This is a genomic window from Ottowia thiooxydans DSM 14619, from assembly GCF_000422885.1.
Classification (GTDB): Bacteria; Pseudomonadota; Gammaproteobacteria; order Burkholderiales; family Burkholderiaceae_C; genus Ottowia; species Ottowia thiooxydans.
This window is the reverse complement of the sequence record NZ_AUGX01000008.1, coordinates 384973-401509: the sequence shown is the minus strand read 5'-3', so window position 1 is coordinate 401509 and position 16537 is coordinate 384973. Positions and strand designations below refer to the sequence as shown.

The 16537-nt window shown below is 59.9% G+C and carries 15 protein-coding genes; 10 read left to right on the top strand and 5 right to left on the bottom strand.

Features of this window, described 5'->3' with window-relative positions:
- Nucleotides 1–74: 74 nt before the first annotated feature.
- The 4 genes from G518_RS0105645 to G518_RS0105625 all read left to right on the top strand — a co-directional run bounded on the left by G518_RS0105645 (nucleotide 75) and on the right by G518_RS0105625 (nucleotide 4426).
- A complete protein-coding gene (locus G518_RS0105645; protein WP_028601698.1) occupies nucleotides 75–884 on the top strand; it encodes an enoyl-CoA hydratase/isomerase family protein in 810 nt (269 codons plus the stop codon).
- A gap of 160 nt (nucleotides 885–1044) precedes the next feature.
- A complete protein-coding gene (locus tag G518_RS34020) occupies nucleotides 1045–1959 on the top strand; it encodes a PhaM family polyhydroxyalkanoate granule multifunctional regulatory protein (RefSeq protein ID WP_051236074.1) in 915 nt (304 codons plus the stop codon).
- Between the two features lie 122 nt (nucleotides 1960–2081).
- On the top strand, nucleotides 2082–3344 hold the full coding sequence (locus tag G518_RS0105630; protein WP_028601697.1) for an FIST signal transduction protein: 1263 nt from the start codon (nucleotides 2082–2084) through the stop codon (nucleotides 3342–3344).
- 119 nt (nucleotides 3345–3463) lie between these two features.
- The gene (locus G518_RS0105625; protein WP_028601696.1) at nucleotides 3464–4426 is read left to right on the top strand and encodes an NAD(P)H-dependent flavin oxidoreductase; all 963 of its coding nucleotides are present in this window, start codon (nucleotides 3464–3466) and stop codon (nucleotides 4424–4426) included.
- A 5-nt stretch (nucleotides 4427–4431) separates the two neighbouring features.
- Here G518_RS0105625 and G518_RS0105620 read toward each other — a convergent pair whose 3' ends face one another.
- The gene (locus G518_RS0105620; RefSeq protein ID WP_028601695.1) at nucleotides 4432–5163 is read right to left on the bottom strand and encodes a helix-turn-helix domain-containing protein; all 732 of its coding nucleotides are present in this window, start codon (nucleotides 5161–5163) and stop codon (nucleotides 4432–4434) included.
- Nucleotides 5164–5283: 120 nt separating this feature from the next.
- Between G518_RS0105620 and G518_RS39855 the strand changes: the two genes are divergently transcribed.
- The 4 genes from G518_RS39855 to G518_RS0105600 all read left to right on the top strand — a co-directional run bounded on the left by G518_RS39855 (nucleotide 5284) and on the right by G518_RS0105600 (nucleotide 9897).
- On the top strand, nucleotides 5284–6138 hold the full coding sequence (locus tag G518_RS39855) for a hypothetical protein (RefSeq protein ID WP_156909288.1): 855 nt from the start codon (nucleotides 5284–5286) through the stop codon (nucleotides 6136–6138).
- Nucleotides 6135–8069 carry an MFS transporter gene (locus tag G518_RS0105610; RefSeq protein ID WP_051236072.1) on the top strand — a complete coding sequence of 645 codons (1935 nt, stop codon included), beginning with the start codon at nucleotides 6135–6137 and terminating at the stop codon, nucleotides 8067–8069. Before G518_RS39855 ends, G518_RS0105610 begins: the two co-directional genes overlap by 4 nt.
- Before the next feature lie 74 nt (nucleotides 8070–8143).
- A complete protein-coding gene (locus G518_RS0105605) occupies nucleotides 8144–9097 on the top strand; it encodes a Bug family tripartite tricarboxylate transporter substrate binding protein (RefSeq protein ID WP_028601692.1) in 954 nt (317 codons plus the stop codon).
- Nucleotides 9097–9897: a cyclase family protein gene (locus G518_RS0105600; protein ID WP_036593617.1), complete on the top strand. Its 801-nt coding sequence runs from the start codon at nucleotides 9097–9099 to the stop codon at nucleotides 9895–9897. The genes G518_RS0105605 and G518_RS0105600 overlap by 1 nt, the downstream gene beginning before the upstream one ends.
- Nucleotides 9898–9946: 49 nt before the next feature.
- On the opposite strand, the gene tgt is transcribed toward G518_RS0105600, so the two are convergent.
- Together tgt and G518_RS0105590 are read right to left on the bottom strand one after the other, a co-directional pair.
- Complete coding sequence (tgt, locus tag G518_RS0105595) at nucleotides 9947–11119, bottom strand: tRNA guanosine(34) transglycosylase Tgt (protein WP_028601690.1); 1173 nt, start codon at nucleotides 11117–11119, stop codon at nucleotides 9947–9949.
- Nucleotides 11120–11130: 11 nt separating this feature from the next.
- Nucleotides 11131–12459, bottom strand: a complete 1329-nt coding sequence (locus G518_RS0105590) for a methyltransferase (protein WP_028601689.1) — start codon at nucleotides 12457–12459, stop codon at nucleotides 11131–11133.
- Nucleotides 12460–12647: 188 nt separating this feature from the next.
- Between G518_RS0105590 and G518_RS0105585 the strand changes: the two genes are divergently transcribed.
- The gene (locus tag G518_RS0105585; protein ID WP_028601688.1) at nucleotides 12648–12959 is read left to right on the top strand and encodes a non-heme iron oxygenase ferredoxin subunit; all 312 of its coding nucleotides are present in this window, start codon (nucleotides 12648–12650) and stop codon (nucleotides 12957–12959) included.
- Nucleotides 12960–12988: 29 nt separating this feature from the next.
- Here the strand turns inward: G518_RS0105585 and G518_RS40345 are convergent, their stop codons facing one another.
- Nucleotides 12989–13129: a hypothetical protein gene (locus G518_RS40345; RefSeq protein WP_169457900.1), complete on the bottom strand. Its 141-nt coding sequence runs from the start codon at nucleotides 13127–13129 to the stop codon at nucleotides 12989–12991.
- Between the two features lie 73 nt (nucleotides 13130–13202).
- Nucleotides 13203–14234, bottom strand: a complete 1032-nt coding sequence (gene queA / locus G518_RS0105575; protein WP_028601687.1) for a tRNA preQ1(34) S-adenosylmethionine ribosyltransferase-isomerase QueA — start codon at nucleotides 14232–14234, stop codon at nucleotides 13203–13205.
- 69 nt (nucleotides 14235–14303) lie between these two features.
- On the opposite strand from queA, the gene recG reads away from it, so the two are divergent.
- Nucleotides 14304–16421, top strand: coding sequence for an ATP-dependent DNA helicase RecG (recG, locus tag G518_RS0105570; protein ID WP_036593717.1), 2118 nt, complete (start codon nucleotides 14304–14306; stop codon nucleotides 16419–16421).
- The last annotated feature ends 116 nt before the right edge of the window (nucleotides 16422–16537 follow it).

Below are 16537 nucleotides of genomic sequence, written 5' to 3'. Positions count from 1 at the left end.
GGTACTTGCGGGGCCGCTACCATGTTGGGTGTGCATGGAAGATAAACACATTCTTAGAACCAAAGGAGATCCGCATGAGCAACCCCCCTATTGATTACAGCCGCTACAAAACGCTCAACATCACGCGCCGCGGCAAAGACAATGCCGTGATTGACCTGCAAATGAGAGCCACCAATGGCAAGCTGCCCACGGCCGCCCATGATGGTCATTGGGAGCTGAGCGAGATCTGGCGCGATGTAGACAAAGACGACACGGTGCGGGCCGTGGTGCTGCGCGGCGAGGGCATGGGTTTTTCGGGCGGCGGAGATCTGGCTCTGGTTCAGGATATGGCCAACGACTTCGCGGTTCGCACCCGTGTCTGGAAGGAAGCGCGCGATCTGGTCTACAACGTCATCAACTGCGACAAGCCCATTGTCAGCGCCATGCATGGCCCGGCAGTGGGTGCAGGATTGGTGGCCGGGTTACTGGCTGATATTTCCATCGCCGCCAAGACCGCAAAAATCGTTGATGGCCATACGCGATTGGGCGTAGCCGCTGGCGACCATGCTGCCATTTGCTGGCCGCTGCTCTGCGGGATGGCCAAGGCCAAGTACTACTTGATGCTCTGCGAGGCGGTGACCGGCGAAGAGGCTGAACGCATTGGCCTGGTGTCACTGGCTGTGGATGACGCGCAGCTACTAGACAAAGCCTACGAGGTCGCAGACAAGCTGGCCGCAGGCAGCCAGACGGCCATCCGCTGGACCAAATACTCCCTCAACAACTGGTACCGGCAAGCTGGCCCGAGTTTCGACACCTCGCTCGCACTGGAGTTCATGGGTTTTGGCGGACCAGACGTGCAGGAAGGCGTGGCCTCGCTGCGCGAGCGGCGGGCGCCCAAGTACTGATCCTCGACGCACCCACCGCTTTAGTGCTCTTTCTGGAGCTTACGCTCCAAATCCACGGAATCATGGGCGCCACCGCCCTGGTTTCGGGTAAGCTGTATGCGCGTCGCGTGAAGGGCATTCGCGGCGCCCCATTCATTCCATGAATTCGAAAGGCGCTGCCATGAATGATGACTCCGGCGTATCTGCATTCGGCAAATTCATTCCCGGTTTCGACTTTTTAAAGAATCTCGCGAGCGGCCAGGCGGCCGCGGGCAAGGGCGCAGCGTCGCCCTTATCCGGGCTGGGAAACTGGGTGGCTCCCACGGTGAGCGTGGAAGAGCTGGACAAGCGCATCAAGGAATTGAAGGCGGTGCTGTTCTGGCTTGAGCAGAACGCCACCGCACTAAAGGCGACCGTACAGGCGCTGGAAGTGCAGAAAATGACCTTGGCTACCTTGGCCGGTATGAACATGAGCATGGCCGAAGTGGCCAAGGCGTTCACCATTCCTACGGCACCCGATCAACCTTCCAACTCCGGCACCTCGGCTCCAGCCGCTCCAGCCGCGTCTCCTCAGCCGTGGCCTTTCGGTGTTACTCCACCAGCCAGCACTGTTTCGCCCCCAGCTTCCGAACCGGAGCCAGAGCTTGAGCCAGAAGAAGAGTTAGAAGACGAGCTGGAAGAAGAGCCCGTGCAAGCGCCCGCACCCGCACCTGCTGCGCGCTCCAAGAAAGCCGCAGCGACCCACGAAGCGCAAGCTCCTGCAGTGGCTGATCCCATGCAATGGTGGGGAGCGCTGACGCAGCAGTTTCAGCAAATTGCCGCTGACGCCTTGCGCGATGTCGCGTCTCAAGAACCACTCGCCAAAGCCGCTGCAAAATCGGCCGGTACTGCGCCTGCACCGAGCGCTGGCAAAGCCACCAACAAGCCCGGTATCAAGAAGGCGGTTGTCAAGGCCAAACCACCAGCAGCCAAGAAAGTCGCAGCTAAAAAGCCCGTGGCCAAAAAACCGGTAGCCAAAGCGCCTGCGGCCAAGAAGGCAGCGGCAGGCCCTGCGGCTGGAGGTTGGCCGCTACCACCGCCTTCCAAACGGAAGTGAATCGAATCTAAGCTGGTCGCACCCCTGTATTCAGGGGCGCGACCAGCTTCTCTCTCTACCGTTGGCATCGCCTCTCTTCCTCCGCCCACCACCCGTGTGGCGGAGTTCCGCTTCCAATTGACATGAAACTTTTTCCTCACGGGCACGCCACTCATCCGCAATGGCAAATGGCGGCGGGTCTGGTCCTGGCGCAACTGCGTGCCTTGATGGCGCTGCCCGAGTACGCCAGCGTTCCATCGCTGGGCCTCATCTACATCACCGATCCCTATGCCCCCTACGCGAGCGAGATCCTCGATCACCTCAGTGCGGAGTTGCCTGAGGTCACGGATTGGGCTGGCACGGTGGGTGTTGGCGTGGCCGCCAACAACGCCGAATACATGGATGAGCCAGCGCTCAGCGTGATGCTGTGCGAGTTGCCCAGTGATCAATACCGGGTTTTTTCCGGCGTTGCACCGCTTTCTGCCAACCTGGGCTTCGAGCCCTTCACAGCCCTTGTGCATGCGGATGCACAGACGCCGGATCTTGCCGAATTGGTTGCCGAATTTGCTGGCACCACAGAGACCGGCTATTTGTTCGGTGGCCTCGCCTCAAGCCGTACGCAGGCGGTGCAATTCGCTGTGGGAGGCAACGGCAATGTCCGAGGGCAAGGGGCTGCCAGCGGTGTATTCAGCGGAGGGTTGTCAGGCGTTGCATTTGGTGCCGGCGTGCCGCTCATCTCTCGCGTGACGCAGGGCTGCCAGCCGATCGCGCCTGAGCGCGTCATCACCGAGGTCGAAGGCAATGTGCTGCTGGCCCTGGATGGTGAGCCTGCGCTGGATGTACTTTTGCGTGATCTGGGGATTAACCTTGATCAACCGCGCGAAGCTCTGGAGACTGTCCGCCGCACGCTGGTGGGGCTGTCCAATCCTGGCGAAGAAGCGGTTCGCCGCACCGGTAGCTTCGGCGCAGAAGTGGTGGTGCGCCACATCATTGGCCTGGATCCGGCTCGGAAGGGGGTGGCCATCGCAGAGAAGCCCACTGTGGGCCAACGAGCTGCCTTCTGCCAACGCAACGTAGAGGCCGCACGTGCTGATCTGGTGCGCATATGTGCAGAGATCCGCGAAGAGCTGGAACCAGAGGAGCTAACCCAGACCACCGCCCAAGCGCTGGCGGCGTCTTATCAGGACGCATCACCACATCCTGCCAGGCGCATCGCCGGCGCCGTATACGTTAGCTGTGTCGGTCGAGGCGGTCCGCACTTCGGAGGCCCGAGCGCAGAGCTCCAGATCGTACGCCGCGCTTTGGGCGATGTGCCCCTGGTGGGTTTCTTTGCCGGCGGTGAGATCGCGCGCCACCATATCTATGGATATACCGGTGTTCTGACCGTGTTCGCCAGCCCGGATTGACCCTGTCAGCGTTAGCCCGCACCTGCACCTGCACGCGCGCTCCACTGAGTAGATTTTTTCACATTCCAGACTTGACTGAGTGGTGCCGGCGTTCGAGTTGAGTCCACCCGGAGAAGAAAATGATCAAGACAGCCCTGACCCGCCTTTTCGACTTGCGCTACCCCATCGTGCTGGCGCCCATGGGTGGCGTGACAGGAGGCGCGCTGGCCGCTGCGGTTTCCAACGCAGGTGGCCTGGGCTTGGTGGGTGGTGGCTACGGGGATCCCGATTGGTTGCGCACGGAGTTGGCACTCGTCAGGCAGACCACTTCCGCCCCATGGGGTGCCGGCGTGATCACCTGGGCGGTGGGGCCCGAAATCATCCGGCAAATCCTGGCGCAAGAGCCGCATGCGGTCATGCTCTCTTTTGGTGATCCGCGTCCCTATGGCGAGATGATCAAGGCAGCCGGTTGCAAGCTCATCTGTCAGGTGCAGGATCTGGCGGGCGCGCTGCTGGCGCGTGAGGCCGGGGCTGATCTCATCATCGCCCAGGGAACTGAAGCTGGCGGCCACGGGAGCCAGCGCTCGACGCTGGCGTTAGTGCCCGCTGTGGTGGATGCTGTGGCGCCTGTACCCGTGCTGGCAGCAGGCGGTATTGCGGATGGCCGGGGCTTGGCGGCAGCCTTGATGCTGGGAGCGCAGGGGGTGTTGATAGGTACGCGCTTTGTCGCCAGCGACGAAGCCTTGGGATCACCCCTCGCAAAAGAGCGCATCGTTCGCTCGACTGGCGATCAGACCGCGCGCACCACTGTGTTCGACATTGTGCGTGGCCTATCCTGGCCGGAGCCTCATACCGGGCGGGCGCTGCGCAATCAGTTCATGGCCCGCTGGCACGGAAACGAGCCAGGCCTGGTTGACGCCTTAGCCGCGCAATCACTGGCCTTCAAGCAGGCCCAGCAGAGCGGGGACTTTGATACCGCCATGGTGTGGGCGGGTGAAGGCGTTGATTTGATCCAGTCTGTGGAGCCGGCTGGCGATATCGTGCGGCGCATCGGGGACGAGGCCGAAAGCCGGCTTTCGGTTGCCTCCGCCCTCGTAAGCTAAGCTTTTTAGCGCCGCAGGCGCTCGAACGCCGCAAACTCCCATTCCCGCATGCAAAGCAGCAAGGTATAGCCCTTGCGGTCGCTCACTTTCAGTTTCTGATCCGTCTGGTGTTGCTGGGCGAAATCCTGCGCAACACGCTGCAAACGCTCCAGAAACGAAGGCGCTAGCGCGCGGCCTATGCTGCCGTGTACCAGCTGTAGCCCTTCGGCAGGGCCGTCGAAGCCGCCACTGAAGTAGTCCAGCACGACGTGTTCCCGAAAGTAGTCCATCACGGGGCCGTGCGGTCGCCACCGGAAGGTCTTGGCCACTTTGAGGCGGTAGCGGTTCAGGGGCTTGAGCTCGATGATGCCAATTCGATCCAGCTGCGCCAGGCATTTGATGACTTCGGCGTTTGTCACTCGATAGCTCGCCACGATCTGCTCCAGCGTCCATTGGCTCAACACATTGATAGCGACCAGCAGCAGTTTTTCGTCTTGCACCACGGTCCGTTCCTGCTCAGCAGTTAGTTCTCGGAGCAGCGGCTGCTCGTCTGCCACGCGCCGGGCCAGCTCGGCAAAGTCGAGTTTGAGTGCACGGCAGATGGCGTCGATGCGCGAAAGCGGCATATCGCCCTTGGCCAGCATCCGCTTGACGCTGGATTCAGCCATGCCCAATGTCTGGGCTAGATCTGCATAGGTCATCTGCGCGGATTTCAGCTCCTTTTTGAGGGCGGAAATCAGGTCTGCCGTGGTGCTCATGGAGTTAAGTATCAAAATAAGATACTCAGAGCGTAACCTAATGGGTAAAAGTTGCAAATTCGGCTGCTGTCAGCCTTGCCATGGATAAATTCCGCGCATTCTTTGCCAATAGGAGCTTATGTGCCCTCCCTCAGATTGACCGCCATCTTTTCTCGCTGGGTATCCAATGCCCGGCAAAGCGCCTCCGGATCGCCTTCCGTTACCGAGTTCATGCTGGCCGCGTTCGTCCTGCTGGGCTTGCTGGTTGCGGTGTGTTCGCCAGTGGTTGGTTTGCCGCACACCTACCATGCGTTCGCTGATCAGCGAGACTGGCTGGGTCTTCCCTACGCCATGGATGTGCTCACCAATCTACCGTTTGCGCTGATGGGTTTTTTCCTGCTTCGCGCTGCCAGACAATCGCGCGGCCAGGTGTCTTCTGTCCATTCGGCGCTGGCGACCCTGACCGGCCTGGGTCTGGTGACGACCATGCTCTGCTCGTCGATCTATCACTTGCAGCCAGACGCCAGTGGCCTGGCCTTGGACCGCCTGGGCATGGCGTTGGCTTTTGCGGGCGTGCTGGGGCTGGCGTCGGCCAACCGCGTGAGCGATCGAGCTGGGTGGATGATGGCTTGCGCGGTGGGGGTGTTGGCTCCGCTGGCGGCGTGGTGGGATCTGTCCACCGCCAATATGACCCCTTGGGCCGTGCTGCAAGGGGCGGGACTTGTGCTCTTGCTGGTGCTGGCGGTGCGCCCGGCGCGCGCAGGCGCCGTGCGCATCCCCTTGTGGCCCGTTTTGTTCTTCTACGCACTGGCTAAAATCCTTGAGCTTGCTGATGAGCCCGTGCTGGCGCTCACGCAGGGCTTGATCTCAGGCCACAGCGCCAAGCATCTGGTCGCCGCCTTGGCGTTGTGGCCAGTAGCGTCCTCTTTTCAACGCCTAGGTCCAAGAAAACCAGCGGCAGTTGAAAAATCCAAATTTAGCAAGCAGGGTGCATGAACATGGCTTTAGATCCCACGCCCGGCGCGAAGGCGCCGAACCAATTCGCGTTGCTGGGGCAGCGTCGCTTCGCGCCTTTCTTCTGGACCCAGTTCGCCGGAGCCGCCAACGACAACCTGTTCAAGTTCGCCTTCACGGTATTGGTCACTTACCAACTCAGCGTAGGCTGGCTGCCGCCCGCTATGGCGGGCATGGTGATCGGGGCATTGTTCATTCTGCCTTTCTTGCTGTTCTCGGCCACCAGCGGCCAACTCGCCGACAAGTTCGAGAAAACAGCCATGATCCGCCTGGTCAAGAACCTGGAGATCGCCATCATGGGGATCGCCGCTTGGGCTTTCATGGTGTCCAACGTGGCGGTGCTGCTGCTCTGTGTGTTCCTGATGGGATTGCACTCCACGCTTTTTGGGCCGGTGAAGTTTGCCTATCTGCCCCAAACACTCAACGAGCGTGAATTGACCGGTGGCAACGGCATGCTGGAGATGGGCACCTTCGTGGCCATTCTGCTCGGAAACGTGGTGGGCGGTTTGCTGATGTCCATTCCTTCCATTGGCCATGGTGCCGTGGCCGTGAGTTGCCTTGTGCTGGCAGTGGCTGGCCGCGTGACCGCGCAGTTCATTCCGAGCGCGCCTGCCACGGACCCTGGCCTGGCCATCAATTGGAACCCCGTCACTGAAACCTGGCGCAACCTGAAGCTGGCTCGCAGCAACACGGTGGTGTTCCGATCCATGCTGGGTATCTCATGGATGTGGTTCTTCGGTGCTGTTTTTCTGGGTAACTTTCCGGCCTTCGCCAAGGACGTCTTGCATGGCAACGAACAGGTCGCCTCCTTGCTGCTGGTCTTGTTTTCCGTGGGCATAGGCGTGGGGTCTCTGCTCTGCGAGCGCTTGTCGCACCGGCATGTCGAAATCGGATTGGTGCCCCTGGGTGCCTTGGGCATGACAGTCTTCACCGTCGATCTGTACTTTGCCTTGCAGGGCTTGCCTGCTTCTTCCGGGCACACGCTGGGCAGTTTCCTGGCCCAGCCGTCACATTGGCGTGTGATGGCTGATCTGATGCTGCTCAGCCTCTTTGCGGGTCTCTACAGCGTGCCTATGTACGCATTGATCCAGTTGCGCAGCGCACCCACGCATCGTGCCCGCATCATTGCCGCCAACAACATCCTGAACGCGCTGTTCATGATTGCCAGTGCATTGTTGGCGGGCGCCTTGCTTGGTGCCGGGTTCAGCATCTCGCAGATATTTCTGATCCTGGGCCTGGCCAATGCTGTCGTAGCGCTCTATATTTTTCTGCTGGTGCCGGAATACCTGCTGCGCTTTGTGGCCTGGGGAGCTTCGCATTTCGTTTATCGCCTCCAGGTCAAGGGCGGCGAACGTATTCCGGTGGAAGGGCCCGCAGTGCTGGTGGCCAACCATGTGAGTTTCATTGATGCCGTGCTGCTGATGGCCGTCAGCCCGCGTCCCATCCGCTTTCTGATGGATCACCGCATCTTCAGAGTGCCCGTATTGGGTTGGCTCTTTCGCCTTGCCAAATGCATTCCCATCGCGCCCAGGGAGGAAGACCCGGCAGCCTACCAGCGTGCCTTTGACGAGGCGGCCCGGGTGCTGAGTGAGGGCGAGTTGCTAGGTTTGTTTCCCGAAGGCGGCATCACGCGCGATGGTCAGCTGCAGCCCTTCAAGGGCGGAATCATGAAAATCATGGAGCGGGCCGAGGCTGATGGTCAGCAGGTGCCTGTGATACCCATGGCGCTCACGAACCTATGGGGTTCATTCTTCAGCCGTATCGAGAAAAACGGCGCCATGACCCGGCCCTTCCGCCGCGGATTTTTTAACCGGGTGGGCCTGAATGTGGGTGAAGCGGTGGCTGCAGAGCAGGTTTCACCAGAGGGTTTGCACAACAGGGTGAATGCCTTGGTAGCGTCCTCCGATAAGTAGAAACGCTTTGGCTCAAGCGGCCGAAAAGGCGGTGCTACGATGGCATGGTCAATACCTAAAATGAGGAGAGTCCCATGCATCGTTTCCTGTGGATCAGTCTGTTGAGTTTCGTCTGCGCGCTCGCTGCGCCCGCTTGGGCGCAGGATAAATATCCTTCGCGCAACGTTGAGATCATCTTGCCTTATGCCGCCGGCGGTGGCGTAGACGCCATGGGCCGAGCCTTTGCGCGTGGCGCTGCTCAATTGGCGGGCGGTCAATGGGTGGTGGTCAACAAGGATGGCGCTGCAGGCATGCTGGGTTTCGCCGCGCTTGCCAACGCGACGCCTGATGGCCATACCCTCGTCTTTTCACCGGCCTCGCCGCTGGTCATTACGCCCTTCGTCAGCAAGACCATACCGTTCAAGCTCGACAAGATCGAACCGGTGTGCCAGGTATTCGAGAACGTGTTTGCCATCGTTGTCACGCAAGATTCACCCATTCGTTCCATGAAGGATCTCGTCGAGCGGGCCAAGGCAGCGCCTGGCAAGCTTTCATATGGCCACGCGGGCACCGGCTCGGTTCCACACCTGTCGGTGGCATCGATTGAAAAAACCCTGGGTGTCAAATTCAACCCCATTCCTTATCGCGGAGATGGGGCGTTGATGCCTCAGTTGATCGGAGGCCAGTTGGACTTTGCGGCGCCCGCCATGTCGTCGATCAGTGGCCGGGGCCTTCGCGTGCTCGCCGTGATGTCAGACAAAGCGCACCCCGGTGCGCCTGAAGCACCCACCCTCACGCAACTGGGCTATCCATCCGTTGTGCCTGGTCTCAACGGCGTGTATGTGCCGGTAGGTACTTCGAAGGCGTTGGTTGATCAACTGCAAGGCATCTGCCAGAAAGTCACTGAATCGGAAGACTTCCGCAAGACGGCGCAAACGCTGCAGCAGGCCACGGCTTATCTGCCGGGAGCTGCGTTCAAGGCACGTCTGGAGAAAGTTTATCGCGAGAACGCCGAGCTCATTCCTTCCATCGGTTTGGAGAAAAACTGATGTTGGATGCTTCGCAGCTTCGCTTCGTGGATATCTCCATGCCGCTCGAAAACGGCGTGCGCTCAGACCCCGATATTGCGCGCCCCAAAATCGAGTACTTGGGGCATGACGAGACCGTACCGCGCATTCAGAGTTTTTTTCCAGGGCTCGAGGCCGAGGATCTGCCGGATGCCGCAGGGTGGGCGCTGGAGAAAGTACAGCTCACCACGCACAACGGCACGCACCTGGATGCGCCCTACCATTTCCACCCGACGATGAACCATGCCTCGGGTCGTCCCGAGCGGTCGATGACGATTGACGAAGTCCCACTCGATTGGTGCTTGCGCCCTGGCGTGAAGCTGGATTTCCGGCACTTCGAAAATGGCTATGTGGTCACCGCCGCTGACGTAGCCGCTGAACTCGATCGCATCGGGCACAGTCTGCAGCCGTTCGATATCGTAGTGGTCAACACCAGGGCAGGGGGGCTTTACGGGAAAGACGAATACGTGGATTCCGGCTGCGGCATGGGCCGGGAAGCCACGCTATACCTGCTCGAACGAGGTGTGCGGCTGACGGGAACTGACGCTTGGAGCTGGGATGCACCGTTCGTCTACACGCAGAAAAAGGTAGCTGAGACGGGCGACAAATCCTTGATCTGGGAGGGCCATAAGGCTGGCCGAGATATAGGTTACTGTCATTTGGAAAAGCTGCACAACCTGGAAGCCCTGCCGGCCCATGGCTTCACCGTGAGCTGCTTTCCGGTCAAGGTGAAGGCTGCATCCGCGGGGTGGACGCGCGCAGTGGCTATCTTCGGCTTGTAGCGTGCCCTGAAAAAACCTGCGTGGCTATTTCCACGCAGGTGGGGTGCGTTCAAACCCCGCGTGCTCGCTCAGCGTGAAAGCGCGCCACAAATTCGCTGAAAGCACCTGCCTCCAGCGCCGCCCGCACCTCATTCATGAGCTGAAGATAGTAGTGAAGGTTGTGTACGGTGGCCAGCATGGGGGCCAGCATCTCACCGCAGCGTTCCAGGTGATGCAGATAAGCGCGGCTGAAACCCTCCCGGCCACCGTCTTGCCAAGCGACGCCAGAGCTTCCCGCGCAGGCGTGGCAGGTGCAGCTTTCGTCGATAGGCCGGTGGTCGTTCTTGTGCCGGGCGTTACGAATTTTCAGGTCACCAAAGCGCGTGAACAAATGGCCGTTTCGCGCGTTTCGGGTGGGCATGACGCAGTCGAACATGTCTACGCCATGTTGCACGCCATAAATCAGGTCTTCGGGCGTACCCACGCCCATGAGATAGCGAGGCTTGTTGGCGGGTAAACGGTGCGGCGTATGCGCGGTGATGCGCTTCATTTCCTCTTTGGGCTCGCCCACGCTCACACCGCCAATGGCATAGCCCGGCAAATCCATCTCTACCAGGGCATCAAGCGATTCCTGGCGCAGATGTTCGAACATGCCGCCCTGCACGATTCCGAACAAGGCGTTAGGGTTTTCCAGCCGTGTGAACTCAGCTTGGCAGCGCTTCGCCCAGCGCAGCGAAAGCTCCATGGAGGTGCGTGCTTCGCGCTCGGTGGTGAGTTTCCCCTTGGTCTCGTAGGGTGTGCACTCATCAAACTGCATGACGATGTCGCTGTTCAGCGTCGTCTGAACCTGCATGCTGATTTCAGGGGTGAGAAACAGCTTGTCGCCGTTGACGGGCGAGGCGAATTTCACACCTTCCTCGCTGATCTTGCGCATTTCACCCAGAGACCAGACCTGAAATCCTCCAGAGTCGGTCAGGATAGGTTTTTGCCAGTTCTCGAAGCCGTGCAAGCCTTCAAACGATTGAATGACGTCAAGACCCGGCCGCATCCACAGATGAAAGGTGTTGCCCAGGATGATCTGGGCGCCCATTTCATGCAGGCTGCGCGGCATGACCCCCTTGACCGTGCCATAGGTGCCCACGGGCATGAAGATGGGGGTCTCCACCACACCGTGATTCAGGGTCAGTCGCCCTCTCCGGGCATGGCTGGAGGCGTCCGTGGTTAGCAGTTCAAAGCGCAGCATCGATACCCGTGTCAGTGAACAGTCTGGCTTTTACGGGCCGTCACCAGGAAACCTGGCAGCGGCTCGCCGCCTTCCCGGCGGAGTTGCGGCAGCTGTTCGATCGTGATCTCGTCAAAGCCAGCTTCCTCGCACCAGCGCTGCACCGCAGAGGCTTTGTGCGCGAATCGTTCGGAAGGCCGCAGAACGATGTCTTCCTCTTCTTCTGTGGCTGATTCGCAAGAAAAAATGAAGTGGCCGCCCGCTTTGAGAATACGCAGCGCGTTGGGTATGACCTCTTTGGGGTCGCCCACATAAACCAGTACATCGCAGCAGGTGATGGCTTCGTAGTGATCCCCGGGGGTGGTTCGAAGTGCGTCGAGTATGTTGACGTTGTGAAAACGCTCGTAGACCCCGTGTTGAGCAGCTTTGCGGATCATTTCATCGGAAAGATCGACGCCAATGATGTATCCATCAATGCGCCCAAGGCATGCACCCACTAAACCAGTTCCGCAGCCGAGGTCCAGCAAGTTGAACTTGCGGTCGGGGTGTGCCTGCAAGAGAATGTCAGCGGCTTTTTGAGGCACTCGGTATTCCAGAGCAGTCCAAAGCGTTTCATCAAAGCGTTCTGCGAAGCTGTCGAACAGGGCCTTGACACCTTCTTCCGGCAAGGTCTTGGGTGACTCACCTCGTGACAAAGCGAGCACATGCTGGTGTGACTTATTGGAGGGCTCCAACTGCACAAGCGCCTCGGCGTCTTGCTGAGCCTGAGTAAGTTGGCCCAGCGTCAGCGCGGCGCGCGCGCGTCCGGACAGCGCTTCTGTGTCCCAAGGTTGTTCCTGAACCAACTCGTTGTACATCGCCAATGCTTCTTCAACTGCCCCGCTGGTGAGCAATTGCTTGGCCAATAAAGAGCGGAAGGTGTATTCCTGGGGTTTGAGTGAAACGAGCTTTCGCAGCCATGCCACAGTGGCTTGCAGATCATCGGCCTGAATGGCTATGCCCGCAGCTCGCCGAACCACGCTTAGGTCATCGGGTGCGAGCTCCACAACGCGCCGGGCGCGGGCCAAGGCTTCCTCGCGCTTGCCTTGGCGCAGTAGCAGCAGTGCGAGCTCCATTTCAGCTACCGGCCAACCTGGCGCTGCCTGCTGGGCTTGCCGTGCGGACTGGAGCGCCCCTTCAGCATTGCCCGCCTGTTCTGCCAGCCGCGAGGCAAGCAGGAAAATGCGTGCATCCCCGCCATAGCGCTTCCTGGCATCATTAAGGGCAAGGGCTGCCTGCTGCAGCTCACGTTTCGCAATGAGCGAGCCGATGCGTTGCAGTTCCTGAGTCAGGACGTCATTGGGAATGGAGTAGTTGCTCATGAGCGCCTGAGGGCTGTGAAGGTCAGTAGAAATCAGCGGGAAAGGTCGGAAACGGCCAAGCCAAGGCGCTGACCGCTAAAACCCCAATTATCGTGCATCACACACCGCCTGAATGGATGCTCGATTTACCCGTTGAGTCAGAATGTCAGTTGGGGTAACAAGCCCACTTAAGAAAGAAAAATCCCACCATGAGTCAATGGATCGATGTAGCGGCTGAAGACGAGATATTCGAAGGCTCGGCCATCGCCGTCACGCCGCAAGGCCGGGACATCGCCGTCTACAAGACAGAGAGCGGGGAAGTGTTTGCCACGAACAACATCTGCTCTCATGGCAACGCACGCCTGTGCGATGGCTATCTGGAAGGACACGAGGTCGAGTGCCCCCACCATCAAGGCCGCTTCGATATCAGGAGTGGCCAACCGACCGAGCCCCCTTGCATCGCGCCGATCAAGACCTATCCGGTCAAGATCAATGGAGGGCGGGTATTCTTGGAAATATAGCCACCTGGCTCCAAAGGCCAGGGCGAGGCTTATTTATTTTTCAGCTTGCCGCGCAGCGGCACGGTGGTCACCGGCGCCACTGGCCGGTCAGAGCCGCCAGACGGTTTTGGAGGTGAAGTGTCTTTTTTCGGCTTCTTCACCATTTTGTTCTGCTGCATGCCTTTTGCCATGGGGTTTCTCCTGTGAGGTTTTGGGGTTGAATGGCCTTAGTGCTCTTGATGCATATCGTAAGCCACAAAAGCGCTACAACTCGCGTCTCTCCAGCCACATGGCATCGCCATAGCTGAAGAATCGGTATCTCTCACGCACCGCATGCGCATACAAGGACATGATGTGTTCATAGCCTGAAAACGCGCTGACCATCATCATCAGTGTGCTCCGGGGCAAATGGAAGTTGGTGACCAGCGCATCGACCACCTGAAAGCGAAAGCCCGGCGTGATGAATATTCCGGTATCTCCGCTGGCCTCACCGCTTTGTGCCCAGGATTCCAGTGTGCGCACGCTGGTCGTCCCCACAGCGACCACCCGCCCGCCACGTGCTCTGCATTCGGCAATCGCTTGTTGTGTGGTTTCTGACACGTCGTATCGCTCGCGGTGCATCACATGATCGGCGATGTTCTCTGTCTTCACGGGCTGGAACGTACCTGCTCCCACGTGCAGGGTCACGAATGCGCGGTGCACACCGCGCGCTTCGAGCAGCGCCAGAAGAGCTTCGTCAAAGTGCAATGCCGCTGTGGGCGCCGCGACTGCCCCAGGATTTTTGGCAAACACGGTTTGATAGCGCGCGGTATCTTCTTCCGTGTCGGTGTGGGTGATGTAGGGCGGTAGCGGTACATGGCCGTGTGCCGCCATGAGAGCGTAGGGCTCGCGAGACAGGCGCAGATGAAACAAGGGGCCATCCGCGTCGGGCCACCGGCCGAGCAACACGGCCTGCGTATTCCCCGCCAGACGCAGGGTATCGCCCACCCGCGGCTTCTTGCTGACTTTCATGTGCGCGGCCACTTCGTTACCGTTTAGCACGCGCTCGATCAGAAGTTCCAGCTTGCCGCCGGTGGTTTTTTCACCGAACAGGCGAGCCTTGACCACTTGGGTGTCGTTGAAAACCATTAAATCACCCTCGCGCAGGAGCGTGGGTAAATCGCGAAACTGGCGGTCGACAGGCGTCTGGCCGCTACCATCCAGCAGGCGAGAGCCGCTGCGGTCAGTGGCAGGGTATTGGGCGATGAGTTCGGGAGGCAGAGCGAAGTCAAAATCGCTCGTGGAATAGCTGCGCATGAAAAAAAGATAGTGGTTCGTGTTGCAATGGCGTTGCCCGTGCATTTGCCAACGCGGCAGAATTGTCCCATGCCCTCCTCGGCCTTGCCTTCCACACCCCCCAAACTGAGTGCGCCACAGAAGGCGCTGCGCAAGCTTGGTCTCGCGCGCGACATCGATCTGGCGCTTCATCTTCCCATGCGCTATGAGGACGAAACCAGAATCGTGCGGCTGCGTGATGCCCGCCATGGTGATGTGGTTCAGGTGGAGGCAGAAGTCACCCACTCTGAAGTCACGTTCCGCCCGCGCCGCCAATTGCTGGTGACTATGGATGACGGCAGCGACCACTGCGTTCTGCGATTTTTCAATTTCTATCCTTCGCTGCAAAAGCAGATGGCCGTGGGTGCACGTCTGCGAGTACGAGGGGAGGTGCGCGGCGGATTGGCCGGGTGGACCATGATGCATCCGGTGGTGCGTGCGGCGGCAGGCCAACTGCCGGCATCGCTGACCCCCGTGTACTCCACCGTGGCCGCGTTGCCGCAGGCCTACCTGCGAAAAGCGGTGCTCGCCGGGTTGTCACGCGCCGATCTCTCCGAAACCGTGGCAGCACCCTGTTTGAGCCAACTTCACCAACTGGCGTCTTGGACTCTGCGCGACGCCCTGACGTTTTTACACCTGCCTACACCCGATGTGTCATTGGTTCAGCTGCAAGACCGCACCCATCCCGCCTGGCATCGGCTGAAGGCGGAGGAGCTGCTGGCGCAGCAGCTGTCTCAGTTCGAGGCACGGAGGGAGCGTGAGCACCTGCGGGCGCCCCAATTGGTGGCGGCTCGGGACGGCTTGCATGAGAAGTTGCTGGCTGTGTTGCCTTTCGGGCTGACAGGTGCTCAGCGCCGGGTGGGTGAGGAGATCGCGCGTGATTTGTCCCGCGTGCAACCCATGCACCGCTTGCTGCAAGGTGATGTGGGCAGTGGCAAGACCGTGGTGGCCGCGCTGGCAGCGGCCATTGCCATCGACGCCGGTTGGCAATGCGCCCTGATGGCCCCTACCGAAATTCTCGCAGAGCAACACTTTGCCAAGCTGGCCGAATGGCTGTCCCCTTTATTGCAGGAGCGAGGCCAACGCGTGGCCTGGCTCACGGGTAGTCAGAAGAAAAAAGCACGTGGAGAAATGCTGGCACTCATCGCCAGCGGCGAGGCCGCCCTGGTCGTCGGTACGCATGCGGTGATCCAGGAGCAAGTGAATTTTTTCAAATTGGGCCTTGCCGTCATTGATGAGCAGCATCGCTTTGGCGTGCAACAGAGGCTGGATTTGCGGCAGAAGACGGCGGGGGCGCCAGATGCACCAGGCTCTTCAGCCAGGGATGGGGCGCAAGAGCCACATCTGCTGATGATGAGCGCCACGCCCATTCCACGCACGCTCGCCATGAGCTACTACGCTGACCTGGATGTCTCCACGCTAGACGAGCTTCCCCCGGGCCGCACGCCCGTGGTGACCAAGCTCGTCGCCGCGCACCGCCGAGACGAAGTCATTGAACGCATCCGGTCCCAGATTTCGCAAGGCCGGCAGGTGTACTGGGTGTGTCCTCTGATCGAGGAAAGTGAGGCGCTGGATTTGCGCAACGCGACTGAAACCCACGATGAGTTGGCCGCCGCTTTGCCTGGCGTCACGATCGGCCTGCTGCATTCGCGAATGCCCAGCGCAGACAAGAAAGAGGTGATGGGCAAGTTCACCTCCGGCGAGACCTTGGTGTTGGTTTCCACCACAGTGATTGAAGTCGGCGTAGATGTACCCAATGCGAGCCTCATGGTGATTGAACATGCGGAGCGCTTTGGACTCAGCCAACTGCATCAACTGCGGGGCCGCGTAGGGCGAGGTAGCGCGGCCTCCGCTTGCATATTGCTCTACGAGGTTCCGCAAGGTGGGCGATTGAGCGAATCTGCTCGCGCGCGGCTGAAGGCCATGGTAGAAACCAGTGATGGTTTCGAAATCGCCAGGCGCGATCTGGATATCCGGGGGCCAGGCGAATTCATGGGTTCACGCCAATCTGGCGCCGCCTTGCTCAAATTCGCCAATCTGGAGGAAGATGGCGATCTTCTGGCGTGGGCTCAGCAGGCTGCTCCACTGATGCTTAGAAACCACCCGAACCTTGCCCGCTTGCACATCGAACGATGGTTAGGCGGAAAATCAGAGTACTTGAAGGCCTGATATGACGCTAACTGAGCTGAAGTACATCGTAGCTGTGGTCTTCCGTAGGAGAGGGCGAGGGGCCCTGCGTAGCGGGGATCGACCCCGTAGGGAGATCGAGGCCACGGCGTCAGCGT

What these genes read in the sequence shown, in the direction of transcription:
- G518_RS0105620 (WP_028601695.1), bottom strand. Translation starts at nt 5,163, where the DNA reads ATGAGCACCACGGCAGACCTGATTTCCGCCCTCAAAAAGGAGCTGAAA.
- G518_RS34020 (WP_051236074.1), top strand. Translation starts at nt 1,045, where the DNA reads ATGAATGATGACTCCGGCGTATCTGCATTCGGCAAATTCATTCCCGGT.
- G518_RS0105605 (WP_028601692.1), top strand. Translation starts at nt 8,144, where the DNA reads ATGCATCGTTTCCTGTGGATCAGTCTGTTGAGTTTCGTCTGCGCGCTC.
- G518_RS0105590 (WP_028601689.1), bottom strand. Translation starts at nt 12,459, where the DNA reads ATGAGCAACTACTCCATTCCCAATGACGTCCTGACTCAGGAACTGCAA.
- G518_RS0105645 (WP_028601698.1), top strand. Translation starts at nt 75, where the DNA reads ATGAGCAACCCCCCTATTGATTACAGCCGCTACAAAACGCTCAACATC.
- queA (WP_028601687.1), bottom strand. Translation starts at nt 14,234, where the DNA reads ATGCGCAGCTATTCCACGAGCGATTTTGACTTCGCTCTGCCTCCCGAA.
- G518_RS0105625 (WP_028601696.1), top strand. Translation starts at nt 3,464, where the DNA reads ATGATCAAGACAGCCCTGACCCGCCTTTTCGACTTGCGCTACCCCATC.
- tgt (WP_028601690.1), bottom strand. Translation starts at nt 11,119, where the DNA reads ATGCTGCGCTTTGAACTGCTAACCACGGACGCCTCCAGCCATGCCCGG.
- G518_RS0105600 (WP_036593617.1), top strand. Translation starts at nt 9,097, where the DNA reads ATGTTGGATGCTTCGCAGCTTCGCTTCGTGGATATCTCCATGCCGCTC.
- G518_RS0105630 (WP_028601697.1), top strand. Translation starts at nt 2,082, where the DNA reads ATGAAACTTTTTCCTCACGGGCACGCCACTCATCCGCAATGGCAAATG.
- G518_RS40345 (WP_169457900.1), bottom strand. Translation starts at nt 13,129, where the DNA reads ATGGCAAAAGGCATGCAGCAGAACAAAATGGTGAAGAAGCCGAAAAAA.
- G518_RS0105585 (WP_028601688.1), top strand. Translation starts at nt 12,648, where the DNA reads ATGAGTCAATGGATCGATGTAGCGGCTGAAGACGAGATATTCGAAGGC.
- G518_RS0105610 (WP_051236072.1), top strand. Translation starts at nt 6,135, where the DNA reads ATGAACATGGCTTTAGATCCCACGCCCGGCGCGAAGGCGCCGAACCAA.
- recG (WP_036593717.1), top strand. Translation starts at nt 14,304, where the DNA reads ATGCCCTCCTCGGCCTTGCCTTCCACACCCCCCAAACTGAGTGCGCCA.